Here is a 14,095-nt window from a genome sequence, read left to right as displayed (position 1 = left end):
TAGAGACTAGTTTCCCCGTTGATAATCGCCATTTTTGCCACCAGTTTTGGATAATAGCATAGTAGATCCGATAACCATATCTTTGCCACCCGCCTTACACATATCGTAAATAGTTAAAGCTGCTGCGGATGCAGCTACAAGTGCTTCCATTTCAACACCAGTAGAACCAATAGTTTTTACTTCTGATTGAATATTAATGACATTTGAATCATTACTAGACCATTCGAATGTAATATTTATTCCTGACAAGAGAATTGGATGACACATTGGTATTATTGAAGAAGTATTTTTTGCAGCCATTATACCTGCTACTTGTGCAACTGCAAATACATCTCCTTTTTTATTGGTACCTTCGGTGATTTGGCTTTTAATAGTATCATTTACAGTGACAGAGGAAACGGCAACAGCGGTTCTAGTTGTTTCGTTTTTATCCGAAATATCTACCATCTTTGCTCGCCCTTGTTCATTAAAGTGTGTAAGTTCTGACATTATTTACATCCTTTCAAGTGGGATAAAGTGAAACTTCCATCAGTGGGGGGGTCTTCATCCCACACTGATGGAAAATGGAACTCAGGCAAATAACGCCGCATCGTGCGGCAATGCCTGAGTGACCAACATCATGTTGGCCCGAACCAATCGGGGATTTACAGGCTGTTTATCCCCCTCCAATTTTTCATTTTCTCTAAAAAAGTTGAGGGGTGTATTACAGCCTGTTAAACCGGGATAAACAAATTATAGCATGTGTAGTAGAAGGAGTTGTTAAAAATGGTAGAAATCAGAAAGCCAATTACGGTGAGGGATGCCATCGAACGAGTAATGGACAAGGCAAATGCTTTGCCAATAATCGAAATTACCCTTTCGGATAGTTATGGATACATTTTGGCAGAACCAATTATTGCAAAGCATGATGTACCTTCATTTAATAATTCTCCATATGATGGCTTTGCAATCCGTTCGGAAGATTCGATTGGTGCAAGCGGAGATAATCGTATTCAATTTAGAGTGAAAGATCATATTGGAGCTGGACAAGTTTCTAATCATGCTCTTGGCAAGTCAGAAGCAGTACGTATTATGACTGGAGCTCCTATTCCAAAAGGGGCAGATGCAGTTGTAATGTTAGAGCAAACGGTGGAAAGCGAAGAATCCTTTACTATTCGCAAGGCATTTAAACCGCTTGAAAACGTTTCTTTACAGGGTGAAGACTCGAAAAAGGGAGAAATGTTGATACCATCTGGAACTTTTATCCATCCAGGAATAATTGCACTTTTAGCAACTTTTGGGTATGCAAAAGTGAAAGTTAGGAAAAAACCTGTTGTTGGTATTCTTTGCACGGGGACTGAACTTCTAGGAGTTGAAGATGAACTAGAACCAGGAAAAATTCGTAATAGCAATGGACCGATGATTGAAGCTCAGTTAAAAAGACGGGGTATTGAATCTCGATATTATGGAATTCTTTCGGATGATTTAGAAAGCTGTTATCGACTAGTGAAAACTGCATTGGAAGAAACTGACTGTGTTATAACAACAGGAGGGGTTTCTGTAGGTGATTTCGATCATTTGCCAGAAATTTATCATAGACTACAGGCGGAAGTATTATTTAACAAAGTAGCGATGCGACCTGGTAGTGTGACAACTGCAGCATTTGCGAATGGTAAATTACTGTTTGGACTTTCGGGTAACCCTTCTGCTTGCTTTACTGGGTATGAATTGTTTGCAAAACCAGCCATTGAAAATATGATGCTAAATAATTCGCCCTATACTCCTCATACAAAGGCAAAATTGACAGAGGACTTTTTGAAGCCTAATCCGTTCACTCGATTTGTTCGAAGTGTGTATAGGTTCGAAGGGAATGAGGCAATTATAACTCCCGCAGGCTTTAACAAATCTAACGCAGTGTCTTCTATTGCAAGAGGAAATGCGTTGATAGTACTCCCAGGTGGGACCCGAAACTTTGTAGCAGGTGACTTAGTAGATGTTCTGTTATTGGGAAATGAAAATGGTATTTCAACATGGATGCCGTGAGTATTTTACAAGTTGTAGGGTATAAAAATAGTAGAAAGACAACTTTAATCGAAAATTGGGTAAAGGAACTCGTTTCAATAGAGAAAGAGGTTTCTGTTATTAAGCATCATGGACATGCTAATGGTTTAGACTTTCCAAGCGATAAAACAGATAGCATGAAGTTTTTTCATTCTGGAGCAACTTGCTCAATTGCAGTTGATGACCAATCAATTCAAATGCATCAATTAAAGAATAATTGGACGCTGAAGCAATTAGTACAATTAGCCGCGATTAGTAATCCCGAAATAATTATTATTGAAGGATACAAACAGGAAGACTACGACAAAGTAGTTATTATTAAAGAGCTAAAAGATTGGGAGACACTTCAACATCTAACGAATATCGTTTGTGTAATCGTACATGGCGAACTGAAAATTGATAATTATCCTATGATACATATAGAAAATACAGTTCTATTAAACGAATGGTTAATAGATTGGATTGGTGGAGATAAGCTTGAAACTATTTGAAATCGTTGAAACGGAGATAGATCCAGAACCTTATAGAAAAGCTGTGCTCCATGCTTCTGCAGGAGCAGTAACCGTATTTACAGGTCATGTTCGGGAATGGACAAAGGGAGTAAGAACTATTTATCTTTCTTATGAGGCATATATACCGATGGCCGAAAAAAAACTAGCACAAATTGGGAAAGAAATTGAAGAACAATGGCCAAACACAAAAGTAGCGATAGCACATCGAATTGGAAAATTAGAAATTTCGGATATTGCAGTCGTTATCGCAGTTTCATCACCACATCGGAAGGTCGCATATGAAGCAAATGAATATGCCATTGAGCGTATAAAAGAAATTGTACCAATATGGAAGAAAGAAATTTGGGAGAACGGACAGGAATGGATAGGAGACCAAAAACAAATGCCAGTAGTGGAAGGAGAATTGAAATGATTACAGTATTGTATTTTGCAGGTTTGAAGGAAAAGACAGGCGTAGATAAAGAAGAGTTTACATTTGCAGGAAAAACAGTGAAACAATTATTAGAGGAACTTCGACGTAAATATGAAGGACTGGCAGATGGAATAATTCAAGTAGCTATCAATGAAGAATATGCCTTATTAGATGATATTATTGAAGAAAAAGACATCATTGCCTTAATTCCACCAGTTAGTGGCGGATGATGGAAACGGTTGGAATTTTACTTGCGGGAGGTAGGTCCCGGAGATTTGGTTCACCAAAAGCATTTGCAAAATTGAAGGATCAGTATTTTTATGAATGGGCTTATGCAGCATTAGATAAAGTATGTGATGACGTAATTATCATTACGAGGGAAGAGTTATTGCCTTTATTTCCAAAGAATCTTTTTTTATCTACTGATGATCATAGGTTTTCTGGGGATGGACCTCTAGCCGGTATCTATACAGGTATGGACATTATAAATGCAGATCAATATGTAGTACTTCCGTGCGACATGCCATTTATAACAAGAAAAGAGTTAAAGCAGTTAACTCTTTTTCCATCTACTGGAGACATAAAAGCCGTAAAACAAGATGAAATATTTCATCCGCTTGTAAGTATATGGAATAGCAGTTTAAAAGAAAAAATATATCAAACTTTAATGAATAAAAACCTAAGTGTAATGCAGTTTATGTCAGCTGTAGATACAGAATGGATTTTAGCAAATCAGATTAGTGATAAACCAGCGACAGTGTTCCAAAATATAAATAAACCTCTATGAAAAGGAAGTGAAATGTATGTCGGTTAATATATTGCGAGATCAATTAAATAGGCCAATGAGAGATCTGCGAATTTCAGTAACCGATCGCTGTAATTTCCGTTGTTCATATTGCATGCCTAAAGAAATTTTCGGTGATGACTATGTATTTTTACCTCGAGAAGAATTATTAACGTTTGAAGAAATGGAAAGATTGGCAAAAATCTTTGAAAGTTTTGGTGTGAAAAAAATCCGCTTAACGGGTGGAGAGCCATTAATGCGAAGAAATATAGATGAGTTGGTTAAAAAATTACTCACTTTGAACAATATTAAAGACGTAGGTCTAACAACAAACGGAGTACTATTGAAGCAATATGGTCAAAAATTGAAAGAGGCTGGATTAACTAGACTCAATATTAGTCTGGATGCATTAGATGAAAACTTATTTGGAAATCTCAATGGAAGAGGTATAAAACCTTCCTTCATTTTAGAAAATATACAATTTGCCAAGAATCTTGGTTTTGAAATCAAAGTAAATATGGTCGTACAAAAAAATGTGAATGATCAAGAGATTATTCCAATGGCTAAGTATTTTAAAGAACAAGGAATTACACTCCGCTTTATCGAATTTATGGATGTAGGGAATGATAATGCCTGGAGTTTTGAAAAAGTGATAACGAAAAAACAAATTTTAACAATGCTTCAAGAAGAATTTGATTTGAAGCCTGTTGATAAAGACTATTTTGGTGAAGTTGCAGAACGTTATCAATATGCAGGAACTGAATCTCAAGTAGGTTTTATCACTTCTGTTTCAGAATCTTTTTGTTCGTCCTGTACTAGAGCAAGACTTTCATCGGATGGAAAGTTTTATACATGTTTATTTGCTACTAATGGATTTGACTTACGAGAGCTCATCCGAAGTGGAGCTACAGATGATGAGTTAGCGAAAGCTATCAAAAATGTGTGGGAGCGTAGAACAGATCGGTATTCTGATGAAAGAACAGAAGAAACCGCTAAAAATCGTACGAAAATAAATATGTCCTATATTGGGGGATAAAAAGGAGGATGAACATGACTAAACCAGGGCCAGCATTGAAACAACTACATTCACATCATGCAATTCATGAGGGTGGACTTTCTGGGGCAATACAAAAAACGAATAATTTTTTAGAATTATTGAAATCACGTGAGCTAGAAGCGGCAAATTTAGCTGCGGATGACTTATTAGATTATTGGGAGACAAGAGTTATTAGTCATGCAGATGCTGAGGAGTCAGGATTCTATCAAGAAAAAGTGGAAGAAAATCCTGCTCTAAGAGATGTTGTTATAAAACTAGAAAGAGACCATGATTTACTCCGAATTATTGCAAAAGATATTAAGGAAATTCGAAGTGAGCATGGTTTAAATGAGGCAGTGATTCAACGATTTTACGCACTTCTGACAGTCAATGAAATTCATAGTAGAGACGAAGAACGACTATTATTTTAATGTTGTAACGGCTTGAAAGTATAGTTCGATGTAAAGGAGATTAACAAATGACTGGTAGAAATGACCCTTGTCCATGTAATAGTGGGAAAAAATATAAAGCTTGCTGTTTAAATAAAGAAAATATCATTTCAATAGATGAAGAAGTAAATAAAGAATTAGAACAAGTGCTACTAAACTTTTTTCATGCTCACCCAACTAAACAGGAAACAAATGAAATTTATAGGTGGATTGGCGACAGAGAGGAATATTTATCAGATCGATTCGAAAATGATAAAGTGAGTGCGATTATGGGAGACTGTTATTACTTTAATCGTCGTGTAGATATTTGGGAATTGCATTTAGAACGAGAATCGGCTAAATCGAAAAGACCGAGAGTTCAAACTGTATTAGAAGGTTGGATGAAACCTCATGTAATACTTGGAACTATTTCACAAATCAATAATAATAGTGCAGAAGTTGTTGATGTATTTTCGGAAGAAAAGGTAGTAATAGAAATTCCAAATCCATTCGAGGGTGGTGTTGGAGACTTTATTTTCGGACATTTTCTTTTAGATTCCAGGCAACAAGAAAGATACTATAAGCTATTAAATTCTTTAATCGTATTCCCTGCGAAAGATGAAGCGCTAGTTGAGCGTGTGAAACTTTTGTATAACAACAGTAATAGTGAATCAGTCGCTGATTTTTACAATAAATATATAATAGAGTGTTATGTAATATTAGGAGATAAAGAATCTGCCATCGAGGAGTTATTTAATGAAGAAGAGCTAGAGCTTATTTCTATTTTACATACTAGTTTAGTAGAAATGGATATTAAAAGTGATAAGCTAATGTATATCTTTATCGAATATATCCAAAGAAGAGGAATTCCGAGGAGCATGCTGAAACCTACTGCATTAGTGGCAGGAGCATTGCAATTTGGTATGCTGAATTCAATCATTCCATATAGTTGGACAAAAAAAGAAATCTCATCGTTTTTAGATGTATCACCTAGTACAGCAAACAAATATGAAGGATTATTCACGGAGTTTTATGAGAATGAAATATCAAAAGAAAATTTAAACCCGAATCCTGTTTTTGCGTTTGAAGTTGGAACAAATGCAAACCTAGTAGAATTTTCAAACTGGAAAATGGGTATGCATCTCAGCAAAGTTTCGGTTAAAAACGAGAAAGAGATGAGTAGATATATTGATATTTATAAAGACAAAGAATTTAACCCAGCAAATGATAAAGAAGCATCGCAAAAGTATGCGTATGAAGCGTATATATCTACTGATTTGATAGAAAAGAGACGACTAGCTTCTCTTGCTTATGAGCTTGATCCACAAAATGTTGATGCGATATTGTTAAAAATAGATTATATAGAAGAAACAGAACAGTCTGCCCATTTCGAAGAAGCGATACGTATTGGAGAAAAGCAATTTGATCCAAATTTTGAAGTTGTATGGGGTTATTTGCCGAACAGACCTTATTTAAGAGCCTTGTTTAAATACGGAATATCGTGTTTTGAGCAGAAAAAATTCAAAGAGGCGTTTAATCTATTAAATAAAATTCTACAATTAAATCCATCTGATCATCAAGGCGCACGTTATCCTGCAGTTGCTACATTAATTGCATTAAACAAAATAGAGGAAGCAGAGAGTTTAATGAGTCATTACCAGGATTCAGATAATGCTTTTTTTAGCTGGTTCCGTTGGACAATAGAAAAAAAGAAAAGCTTCTTCTCGAAAGAAACACAGGATGCTTATGAAATGGCAATGGATGATAATTCATATGTAGCAAACTATTATCGTATAAAAGCACCCGTTTTACCATATCCAAATTCTATCGCTATAACTCCAGATAGTCCCGAAGAAGGAAAAGTAATTTGGACATTATTGCAGCCAATAATTTAGAGGCTGGGACAGAACCCCAAAACAGCATTTTTCTCTGTGAGAAAAATGCTGTTTTTTTTGCTGTGCACAAAATTGATTTCCATTCCAGGGACGCTTTCCACGGGCGTGGCCTGAGCCTGTAGTCTCAGGCGTCACGCTATTCCCGTAGGAGTCGCCCCTCCATTTCAATCAATTTTATTAAATATCCATTATTTAGTAAAGGTTTCTCCTTATCCAATAAAATTTCTACTTCTGTCCCAGTCTCTTTTTTTGTATAACCCATAAAGTGTTGAAAATAACCCATAAATATCTCTAAATAGTCCTTAAATTAAGCAAGATAGCCCATAAAAACTGCTTTAAGCGCCCATCAATTATCCATTCAAAACTTTATCAGACATGAATGTATGTACTTCGTCTTCTGTGTATCCAAGCTCCGTAAGTATTTCTTTGTTATGCTGACCAAGAAGTGGGGCGGCATATTTGAATTGTCCGGGTGTTTCGGAGAATTTAGCCGGAAACCCTAGAGTTTTCATTGCTCCTGCTACAGGATGCTCGTAATCTAATATCATATCTCTCGATAAAATATGTTCATCATTCAGTGTTTGATCATACGAATAGATAGGTCCAGAAGGGACGCCGCCAGCATCTAATAACTCTAGCCAGAATGAGGAGGGATGTTCTCCGAAAACTTCCTCTATTTCAACCTCAAGTTGACTAGCATTTTTTGCTCGAATACTATTTGTTAAAAATCGTTCATCTGTAAGCCATTCTGGTTTTTGGACAACATGTAGGCAAAACTTTTCCCAAAGCCTCTGATTTCCTGCACCAATAAGGATAAATCCATCCTTTGTTTTATAGCCTTGGTAGGGTGCAGAAACACGATGTGCCGTGCCATTTCTTTGGGGTACTTCACCTTTACCAAAATAAGCTGCAGCTTCCCACACAGTCCATGCTAGACCCGAATCTACTAAAGAGACATCAATATATTGTCCCGTGCCTTTTTTGAGGCGATAAATATAGGCGGATAAAATAGATTGGATGGCCGTTTGTGCTGCTGCAATATCATGTATAGCAATACCAACTTTGACAGGTTTTCCTCCTTTTTCTCCAGTCATATCGATCAGCCCAGAAAGCCCTTGGGCCATAATATCATACCCACCCTTATCTTTATAAGGGCCTGTTTGACCATAGCCGGAAATAGAACAATATATCAAAGCCGGGTTTAAAGCTTTCAACGTATCATAATCAATTCCAAGTTTCTTCGTAACACCTGGACGATAATTTTCGATAAAAACATCTGCCTCTTTAATAAGTTTATATAATACCTCTAAACCTTGTTCTGTTTTTAAATTTAGACAGATTCCGCGTTTGTTACGATTTACCATCATATACATATAGCTTTCTTCATTTATATACGGCCCCATGCTTCTAGTGTCGTCACCATTTGGGTATTTTTCTACTTTGATAACATCCGCACCCATATCTGCTAAAACCATCGTGCAATAGGGTCCAGCGAGAACCTGTGATAAATCCAGTACTTTCATACCTTTTAATGCTTGTTCCATCGTCTATCTACCACCTTATTTTTCCCTTAATCTTTTAATAGCTGAAGTTTCTTTACTTCCTCTAAATTACGAGCACCACTCAAGGAAATGGAAACTCTGGTCTCTTGTAGGAAATTCTCTAAAACACGTTCTACACCTTCTTGACCTCCAGCAGCTAAACCCCAAATTACTGGACGGCCTATACAGACTGCAGTTGCACCAAGTGCTAAAGCCTTTACTGCGTCAGAACCTCTTCTTATTCCACTATCAAATAAAACAGGAATTCGACCATTTACAACTCGAACTACTTCTGGAAGGGCATCGATGCTCGCAATTACACCATCTAATTGACGACCTCCGTGGTTAGAAACGATTACTCCATCTAATCCTTTTTCTATGGCAAGTTTAGCGTCCTCAGGATGAAGTATACCCTTTATCAAAATCGGTAAAGTTGTATGCTCGCGTAACTCTGAAATATTCGACCAATTTAAAGTAGGATGGTATATATTTTCTATAATATTATTAACGATGGTTTCTTGAGAATGATCGCTAAGCGATGCCATGAATACTGGATCTGATGCATAGTTTCCTTGTCCAAATCCTTGTTTTAATGGAGAGTATTGATTACGAACATCTTCCTCTCGCCAACCAAGCATCGTTGTATCAACGGTTACTACAATTGCTTCATAGCCAGCAGCCTCAGCTCTTTTTACCATACTAAAGGAGATTTCTTTATTTTGAGAGGACCAATATAATTGGAACCATTTTGAACTACCTTTTGTTTCTGCAGCAATTTCTTCAATAGAATAGCTAGACACCGTGCTTTGGATATAAGGAAATTCAAATTTTGCAGCTGCTTTAGATACCGCTAATTCGCCATCTTCATGGGCGATTTTATTTACCCCAACAGGAGCTATGAAAAGGGGATGGGGATATGTATGTCCTAAAATTGTTACTTCTGTATTTAAAGTCGATACATCCGTTAAAAAACGGGGGATAATCGAATACTTTAAAAAAGAATCTGTATTTTTTTTATAGGTTTCTTCACCACCAGCAGAAGAACGAATATACCCAAACGGACCAGGTTGTAATGCTCGTTTCGCCGTTCCTTCTAATTCGGCAAAATTAATTGGATAATGGACGTTTGACTCAATATTTTTTAATAATAAATCATTAGTGGACATATAGAACACCTCTTATGAGAAATTTGGTTTTCTTTTTTCTAAAAATGCTTGGATGCCTTCTTTATAGTCATCGGAGCTAAAGGACTCTAAGATAAGCTCCTCAATTTCTTTTGTTTCTTCATTATCGCCATCAATAATTGCTTGAATTACTTGTTTAATACCGTTATTAGCAACGGAAGACTTACGAATAATTTTATTGGCAAACTCGAGACATTTTTTCTCTAAATCTTCCATGGGATAAATATAGTCGATTAAGCCGATTTCTTGTCCTTCTTCAGCAGTGATTAGTTTTGCTGTATATAATAACTCTTTTGCTTTTGTAGTTCCGATGAGATTTACTAACCGTTTTGTACTAACAAGATTATAAATAATGCCTATGTTTGCAGCGGTGATACCAAGTTTACTACCCGAAGATGCGAATCGGAAGTCGCAGGAATTAGCAAGCTCCAATCCACCCCCAATAGCTAACGTCTTAATAAGAGCAATGGTAGGTTTAGGGAAACGATATAATTTTTCAATAGATTCAAGTGTTGCATCGTTATAATCCTTTGCTTTTTGGGAAGAGAAGCGATTTTCTAGAAACTCTGTTATATCGGCACCAGAGGAGAATGCAGTTTCATCCGCTCCTTTAAGTATTAAAAGTTTAACTTGCTGATCTTTCTCCAGTTCACTTAATAATTCACCTAATTGCTTAAACATAGCCAGGGAGAATGAATTCTTCTTATCCGCTCGATTAAAGACAAGCGTCGCAATAGAACCATTGCGCTCTACATATAATAGATTTGTCATTTTGGAGCCTCCTATTAATCTTTTTTAATACTAGCTGCGATACGGTTTCCGATAGATTGGATACTTTGTACAAGGATGATCAATATAAATACAGTCGCATACATCACGTCTACTTCGTATCTTAAGTGACCGAAACGATATGCTACGTCACCTAAACCACCTGCTCCAACCATACCAGCCATTGCTGTAGCACCGATTAAACTGACTGTTGAAATGGTTAATCCTAAAATAATAGAAGGGCGAGCTTCTCGAAGTAATACATTCCAAATGATGGCGCGTGTACTAATACCCATTGCGGTATATGCCTCAATTACTCCATTTTCCACTTCTAGTAAAGCTGACTCCATTAGACGTGCGATATAAGGTGCAGAATAAATTACTAATGGAACAATAACACCTTTTACACCAATAGATGTTCCAACTATCAACTTTGTAAAGGGTAGTATGAAAAAAAGTAAAATGATGAAAGGAACTGAGCGTACAATATTAATGATTAAATTACTAAATTGATAAATAATTTTGTTATCAAATGCCTGCCCAGGTCTAGTTAGTACGATTAAAATACCTAATGGAATCCCTATTAATACTGAGAAAAAGAGAGAAATACCAACCATTTGAAATGTTTGTACAACAGATTCGCCGATAATCGGCAGCCATTGTTCGATAAATTGATCAATTCTACTCATGTGATTGTCCCTCCAGTTCTTCTGTTGCTACACCTTGTGATTCTAAATAGTGGATAGCATTTCTAACCTGTTCTTTGTCGCCTATTAAGTGAACGACTATATTTCCAACAATGCCATTTTTCAATTCAATAATATTGGCAGTTAAAATATTAGGCTGGACATTAAATTTCTGACTAACTTCAGCTAATAATGGTTTTCCAGTGCTTTCCCCGACAAATGTTAAGCGAGTAACCGCACCCGTAACATTTAGTTGAGAAATCAATGAGGAAGATAAATTACGCTGACTAATTGTATTTAAAAACTTTTTAGTAGTAGGGTGGTTAGGTTTTGTGAAAAGATTAATGGCTGTATTTTGTTCAACAATTTCTCCATTTTCCATGACATATACATGATCACAAATTTTTTGAATGACATTCATTTCATGGGTGATTAATAGAATAGTGATTCCTAATTCCCGATTTATCTTTAGAAGCAAATCCAAGATGGAATCAGTTGTTTCCGGGTCAAGTGCGCTTGTTGCTTCATCACTAAGCAAAACTTCTGGTTCCTGCGCTAGTGCACGGGCAATGGCGACACGCTGCTTTTGACCACCAGATAACTGGTTAGGGTAGTTCGTATGTTTGTCAGTCAATCCAACTATTTCCAAATATTGTTCCACACGTTTTTTTACTTGCTCTTTATTATAGCCAAGTAGCTTTAGTGGAATGGCGATATTATCATAAACAGTAGCCGTTTTTAATAGATTAAATCCTTGAAATATCATGCCGATTTTATTGCGGGTTTCACGCAGTTTAGGAAAGGGAAGGGAAGTAAGTTCTACTCCGTTTATGAAAACTTTCCCTTCCGTTGGCTGTTCAAGTAAATTTACGCATCGAATCAGGGTACTTTTACCAGCACCACTATATCCAATGACACCGTGGATTTCTCCTTTATTTACCTGAATGTTCACTTGCTTTACTGCTTTTACTGTTCCACTTTTGCTATTAAACTCTTTCGAGACATTTTCTAATATAATCATTTACTATCTTCCTTTCTAAAGAAAACGCTACCGAAGTCGGTAACGTTTTCAAGTCCATTATTCGTCCCAGCTTGCTAATACAGAACCTTTAAACTCTTCTTCGATGAATTTTCTTACTTCTTCAGATTGATATGCTTTTACCAACTTTTGAATCGTTGGATCATCTTTGTTTTCCGCACGAACTACAATATAGTTCACATAAGGAGAGTTTGATGATTCAAGTAAAATAGAATCATCTTTTGGACTGATTCCAGCAGCCAGTGCAAAGTTTGTATTGATAGCAGCTGCATCTACTTCACTAAGTTGTTTTGGTATTTGAGCAGCTTCTAATTCAATGAATTCTAGGTTTTTTGGATTCTCTTCAATGTCATAAATACTAGCTGTCTCTCTTTTGTCTTCTTTAATTTTGATATAACCAGCTTCTTCTAAGATATATAAAGCACGAGCACCGTTTGTTGGGTCATTAGGTAAACCAAAAGTTGCACCGTCTGGCAGATCATCAATTGACTTGTATTTTTCTGAATATACACCCATCGGATTTAGTATTGTTTTTCCTACTGGTACTAAGTCAGTATTGTGATCCTCGTTAAACGTGTCTAGGAAAGGTTCGTGTTGATAGCTATTCGCATCTAAATCACCTTCTGATAATGCTGTGTTAGGTAGAATATAATCTGAGAATACTTGAAGTTTGACTTCTAATCCGTCTTTAGCTGCAACTTCTGCAGCCACTTCCACAATTTGTTCATGTGGTCCTGCAGTTACACCTACTACTATTTTGTCCTCGTTAATCGCTTTTGTTTGTGAATCTGCGTCGCTTCCACAAGCAGCAAGAGTACCAGTTAAAAGTACAGTTGATAACAATAGTCCTAATTTCTTCATTTTTCATTCCTCCGAATAATTATTAAGAACGTTGTATAAATATAAAAGCCTCTCTTCCATTAGAAAGAGAGGCGCAAATATACGTTTGTCCTCTCTTATCTATCAAAACAAAATGTTTTGCAGGATTTAGCACCTTTCCACATACTGTTAGTATGTGGATGGTTGCCGAGCTTCATCGGGCCAGTCCCTCAGCTACTCTTGATAAGAGATATCAGCTATTAAGTTTTCCAACAGTTCATAAAATATAATTTACTACATCAACTTATGAAAGTCAACACACTTTTTTTATTGTTGCATATAACATTCGAAATAGTTTATGTTTAATAACAATAAATAATTATACATTAGGAGTGTGTAAGCGTTGTCAAAAATTAGAGTAAATTTTGCGGTAGGACAGCTAGGGAAGGTTGTAGGTGCACGTTTGGTTTATGGAACTGACCTACTAGAAGGGATAGAGGAGTTGTGTAAAACAAATGGAATTAGTTCCGCTACTATTCTTAGCTGCTTTGGTAGTTTTCAAAGAAGTGGATTTGTTTATTTGATCCCAAACGAAGATTCGCCTATAGGTGTAGGCTACAATAATCTTATTGTAAAAGAGGGACCAATTGAATTTTTGCAAGGAACAGGGGTTGTATGCCAAAGAGATGGGCAGTTTGAAACACATTTTCACGGCTCGATATGTGACCAAAATGGTAATATTTTTGGTGGTCATTTTATAAAAGGCGAAAATCCTGTTATTACAGTAGACCTAGTATTAGCTGAAACTATGGAAATGGAGTTTCGAAGACAGTTTGACGAAGAAACAGGTGCGAATCAGTTTTACCCAGTAGAAACAAATAAAGAAACACCTAACCAGCTACTTAAGTGAATAAATGACAGAGACTGGGACAGAAGTAGAAATTTTATTGG

At 36.4% G+C, this 14,095-nt stretch carries 16 protein-coding genes and 1 riboswitch; of the genes, 9 read left to right on the top strand and 7 right to left on the bottom strand.

Annotated elements, in window-relative coordinates:
- Positions 1–6: 6 nt before the first annotated feature.
- On the bottom strand, positions 7–489 hold the full coding sequence (gene moaC / locus MKY37_RS01035; protein ID WP_340772853.1) for a cyclic pyranopterin monophosphate synthase MoaC: 483 nt from the start codon (positions 487–489) through the stop codon (positions 7–9).
- A gap of 276 nt (positions 490–765) precedes the next feature.
- Here moaC and MKY37_RS01030 point away from each other — a divergent pair, with 276 nt between their 5' ends.
- The 8 genes from MKY37_RS01030 to MKY37_RS00995 are packed head-to-tail and all read left to right on the top strand — an operon-like array spanning position 766 to position 7,107.
- Complete coding sequence (locus MKY37_RS01030) at positions 766–2,022, top strand: molybdopterin molybdotransferase MoeA (protein WP_340772851.1); 1,257 nt, start codon at positions 766–768, stop codon at positions 2,020–2,022.
- On the top strand, positions 2,010–2,531 hold the full coding sequence (gene mobB, locus MKY37_RS01025) for a molybdopterin-guanine dinucleotide biosynthesis protein B (RefSeq protein ID WP_340772849.1): 522 nt from the start codon (positions 2,010–2,012) through the stop codon (positions 2,529–2,531). The genes MKY37_RS01030 and mobB overlap by 13 nt, the downstream gene beginning before the upstream one ends.
- Entirely contained in the window at positions 2,518–2,964 is a 447-nt protein-coding gene (locus MKY37_RS01020; RefSeq protein ID WP_340772846.1) for a molybdenum cofactor biosynthesis protein MoaE, read from the top strand. The genes mobB and MKY37_RS01020 overlap by 14 nt, the downstream gene beginning before the upstream one ends.
- Complete coding sequence (gene moaD, locus MKY37_RS01015) at positions 2,961–3,194, top strand: molybdopterin converting factor subunit 1 (RefSeq protein ID WP_340772844.1); 234 nt, start codon at positions 2,961–2,963, stop codon at positions 3,192–3,194. The genes MKY37_RS01020 and moaD overlap by 4 nt, the downstream gene beginning before the upstream one ends.
- On the top strand, positions 3,194–3,751 hold the full coding sequence (locus tag MKY37_RS01010) for a molybdenum cofactor guanylyltransferase (RefSeq protein WP_340772842.1): 558 nt from the start codon (positions 3,194–3,196) through the stop codon (positions 3,749–3,751). Before moaD ends, MKY37_RS01010 begins: the two co-directional genes overlap by 1 nt.
- A 16-nt stretch (positions 3,752–3,767) precedes the next feature.
- Positions 3,768–4,784: a GTP 3',8-cyclase MoaA gene (moaA, locus tag MKY37_RS01005; protein WP_340772840.1), complete on the top strand. Its 1,017-nt coding sequence runs from the start codon at positions 3,768–3,770 to the stop codon at positions 4,782–4,784.
- 14 nt (positions 4,785–4,798) lie between these two features.
- Positions 4,799–5,215, top strand: coding sequence for a hemerythrin domain-containing protein (locus tag MKY37_RS01000; protein WP_340772837.1), 417 nt, complete (start codon positions 4,799–4,801; stop codon positions 5,213–5,215).
- Positions 5,216–5,262: 47 nt separating this feature from the next.
- Positions 5,263–7,107, top strand: coding sequence for an SEC-C metal-binding domain-containing protein (locus tag MKY37_RS00995; protein WP_340772835.1), 1,845 nt, complete (start codon positions 5,263–5,265; stop codon positions 7,105–7,107).
- 350 nt (positions 7,108–7,457) lie between these two features.
- Here MKY37_RS00995 and MKY37_RS00990 read toward each other — a convergent pair whose 3' ends face one another.
- Genes MKY37_RS00990 through MKY37_RS00965 form a run of 6 tightly spaced genes read right to left on the bottom strand, consistent with a single transcriptional unit; the run spans position 7,458 to position 13,186 of the window.
- Positions 7,458–8,651, bottom strand: coding sequence for a CaiB/BaiF CoA transferase family protein (locus MKY37_RS00990; protein WP_340772833.1), 1,194 nt, complete (start codon positions 8,649–8,651; stop codon positions 7,458–7,460).
- A gap of 26 nt (positions 8,652–8,677) precedes the next feature.
- A complete protein-coding gene (locus MKY37_RS00985) occupies positions 8,678–9,814 on the bottom strand; it encodes an alpha-hydroxy-acid oxidizing protein (protein ID WP_340772832.1) in 1,137 nt (378 codons plus the stop codon).
- A 12-nt stretch (positions 9,815–9,826) separates the two neighbouring features.
- Positions 9,827–10,603 carry an enoyl-CoA hydratase/isomerase family protein gene (locus MKY37_RS00980; protein ID WP_340772830.1) on the bottom strand — a complete coding sequence of 259 codons (777 nt, stop codon included), beginning with the start codon at positions 10,601–10,603 and terminating at the stop codon, positions 9,827–9,829.
- Between the two features lie 14 nt (positions 10,604–10,617).
- Positions 10,618–11,289 (bottom strand): methionine ABC transporter permease, encoded by a 672-nt coding sequence (locus MKY37_RS00975; protein ID WP_340772828.1) that lies wholly within the window; start codon positions 11,287–11,289, stop codon positions 10,618–10,620.
- Positions 11,282–12,307 (bottom strand): methionine ABC transporter ATP-binding protein, encoded by a 1,026-nt coding sequence (locus MKY37_RS00970; protein ID WP_340772825.1) that lies wholly within the window; start codon positions 12,305–12,307, stop codon positions 11,282–11,284. The genes MKY37_RS00975 and MKY37_RS00970 overlap by 8 nt, the downstream gene beginning before the upstream one ends.
- Before the next feature lie 57 nt (positions 12,308–12,364).
- On the bottom strand, positions 12,365–13,186 hold the full coding sequence (locus tag MKY37_RS00965) for a MetQ/NlpA family ABC transporter substrate-binding protein (RefSeq protein ID WP_340772824.1): 822 nt from the start codon (positions 13,184–13,186) through the stop codon (positions 12,365–12,367).
- A 92-nt stretch (positions 13,187–13,278) separates the two neighbouring features.
- A riboswitch (SAM riboswitch) is annotated at positions 13,279–13,394 on the bottom strand.
- Between the two features lie 153 nt (positions 13,395–13,547).
- On the opposite strand from MKY37_RS00965, the gene MKY37_RS00960 reads away from it, so the two are divergent.
- Entirely contained in the window at positions 13,548–14,054 is a 507-nt protein-coding gene (locus tag MKY37_RS00960; RefSeq protein WP_340772822.1) for a PPC domain-containing DNA-binding protein, read from the top strand.
- Positions 14,055–14,095: the final 41 nt, after the last annotated feature.

This window comes from Psychrobacillus sp. FSL K6-2836 (genome assembly GCF_038003085.1).
Lineage (GTDB): Bacteria > Bacillota > Bacilli > Bacillales_A > Planococcaceae > Psychrobacillus.
Note: the sequence above shows the minus strand (reverse complement) of the source record. Positions and strands in the feature narration are given on the sequence as shown.

Excerpts from the sequence above, each read along its gene's own strand:
- moaC (WP_340772853.1), bottom strand. The coding sequence starts at position 489 with ATGTCAGAACTTACACACTTTAATGAACAAGGGCGAGCAAAGATGGTA.
- MKY37_RS01030 (WP_340772851.1), top strand. The coding sequence starts at position 766 with ATGGTAGAAATCAGAAAGCCAATTACGGTGAGGGATGCCATCGAACGA.
- mobB (WP_340772849.1), top strand. The coding sequence starts at position 2,010 with ATGGATGCCGTGAGTATTTTACAAGTTGTAGGGTATAAAAATAGTAGA.
- moaD (WP_340772844.1), top strand. The coding sequence starts at position 2,961 with ATGATTACAGTATTGTATTTTGCAGGTTTGAAGGAAAAGACAGGCGTA.
- MKY37_RS01010 (WP_340772842.1), top strand. The coding sequence starts at position 3,194 with ATGGAAACGGTTGGAATTTTACTTGCGGGAGGTAGGTCCCGGAGATTT.
- moaA (WP_340772840.1), top strand. The coding sequence starts at position 3,768 with ATGTCGGTTAATATATTGCGAGATCAATTAAATAGGCCAATGAGAGAT.
- MKY37_RS01000 (WP_340772837.1), top strand. The coding sequence starts at position 4,799 with ATGACTAAACCAGGGCCAGCATTGAAACAACTACATTCACATCATGCA.
- MKY37_RS00995 (WP_340772835.1), top strand. The coding sequence starts at position 5,263 with ATGACTGGTAGAAATGACCCTTGTCCATGTAATAGTGGGAAAAAATAT.
- MKY37_RS00990 (WP_340772833.1), bottom strand. The coding sequence starts at position 8,651 with ATGGAACAAGCATTAAAAGGTATGAAAGTACTGGATTTATCACAGGTT.
- MKY37_RS00985 (WP_340772832.1), bottom strand. The coding sequence starts at position 9,814 with ATGTCCACTAATGATTTATTATTAAAAAATATTGAGTCAAACGTCCAT.
- MKY37_RS00980 (WP_340772830.1), bottom strand. The coding sequence starts at position 10,603 with ATGACAAATCTATTATATGTAGAGCGCAATGGTTCTATTGCGACGCTT.
- MKY37_RS00975 (WP_340772828.1), bottom strand. The coding sequence starts at position 11,289 with ATGAGTAGAATTGATCAATTTATCGAACAATGGCTGCCGATTATCGGC.
- MKY37_RS00970 (WP_340772825.1), bottom strand. The coding sequence starts at position 12,307 with ATGATTATATTAGAAAATGTCTCGAAAGAGTTTAATAGCAAAAGTGGA.
- MKY37_RS00965 (WP_340772824.1), bottom strand. The coding sequence starts at position 13,186 with ATGAAGAAATTAGGACTATTGTTATCAACTGTACTTTTAACTGGTACT.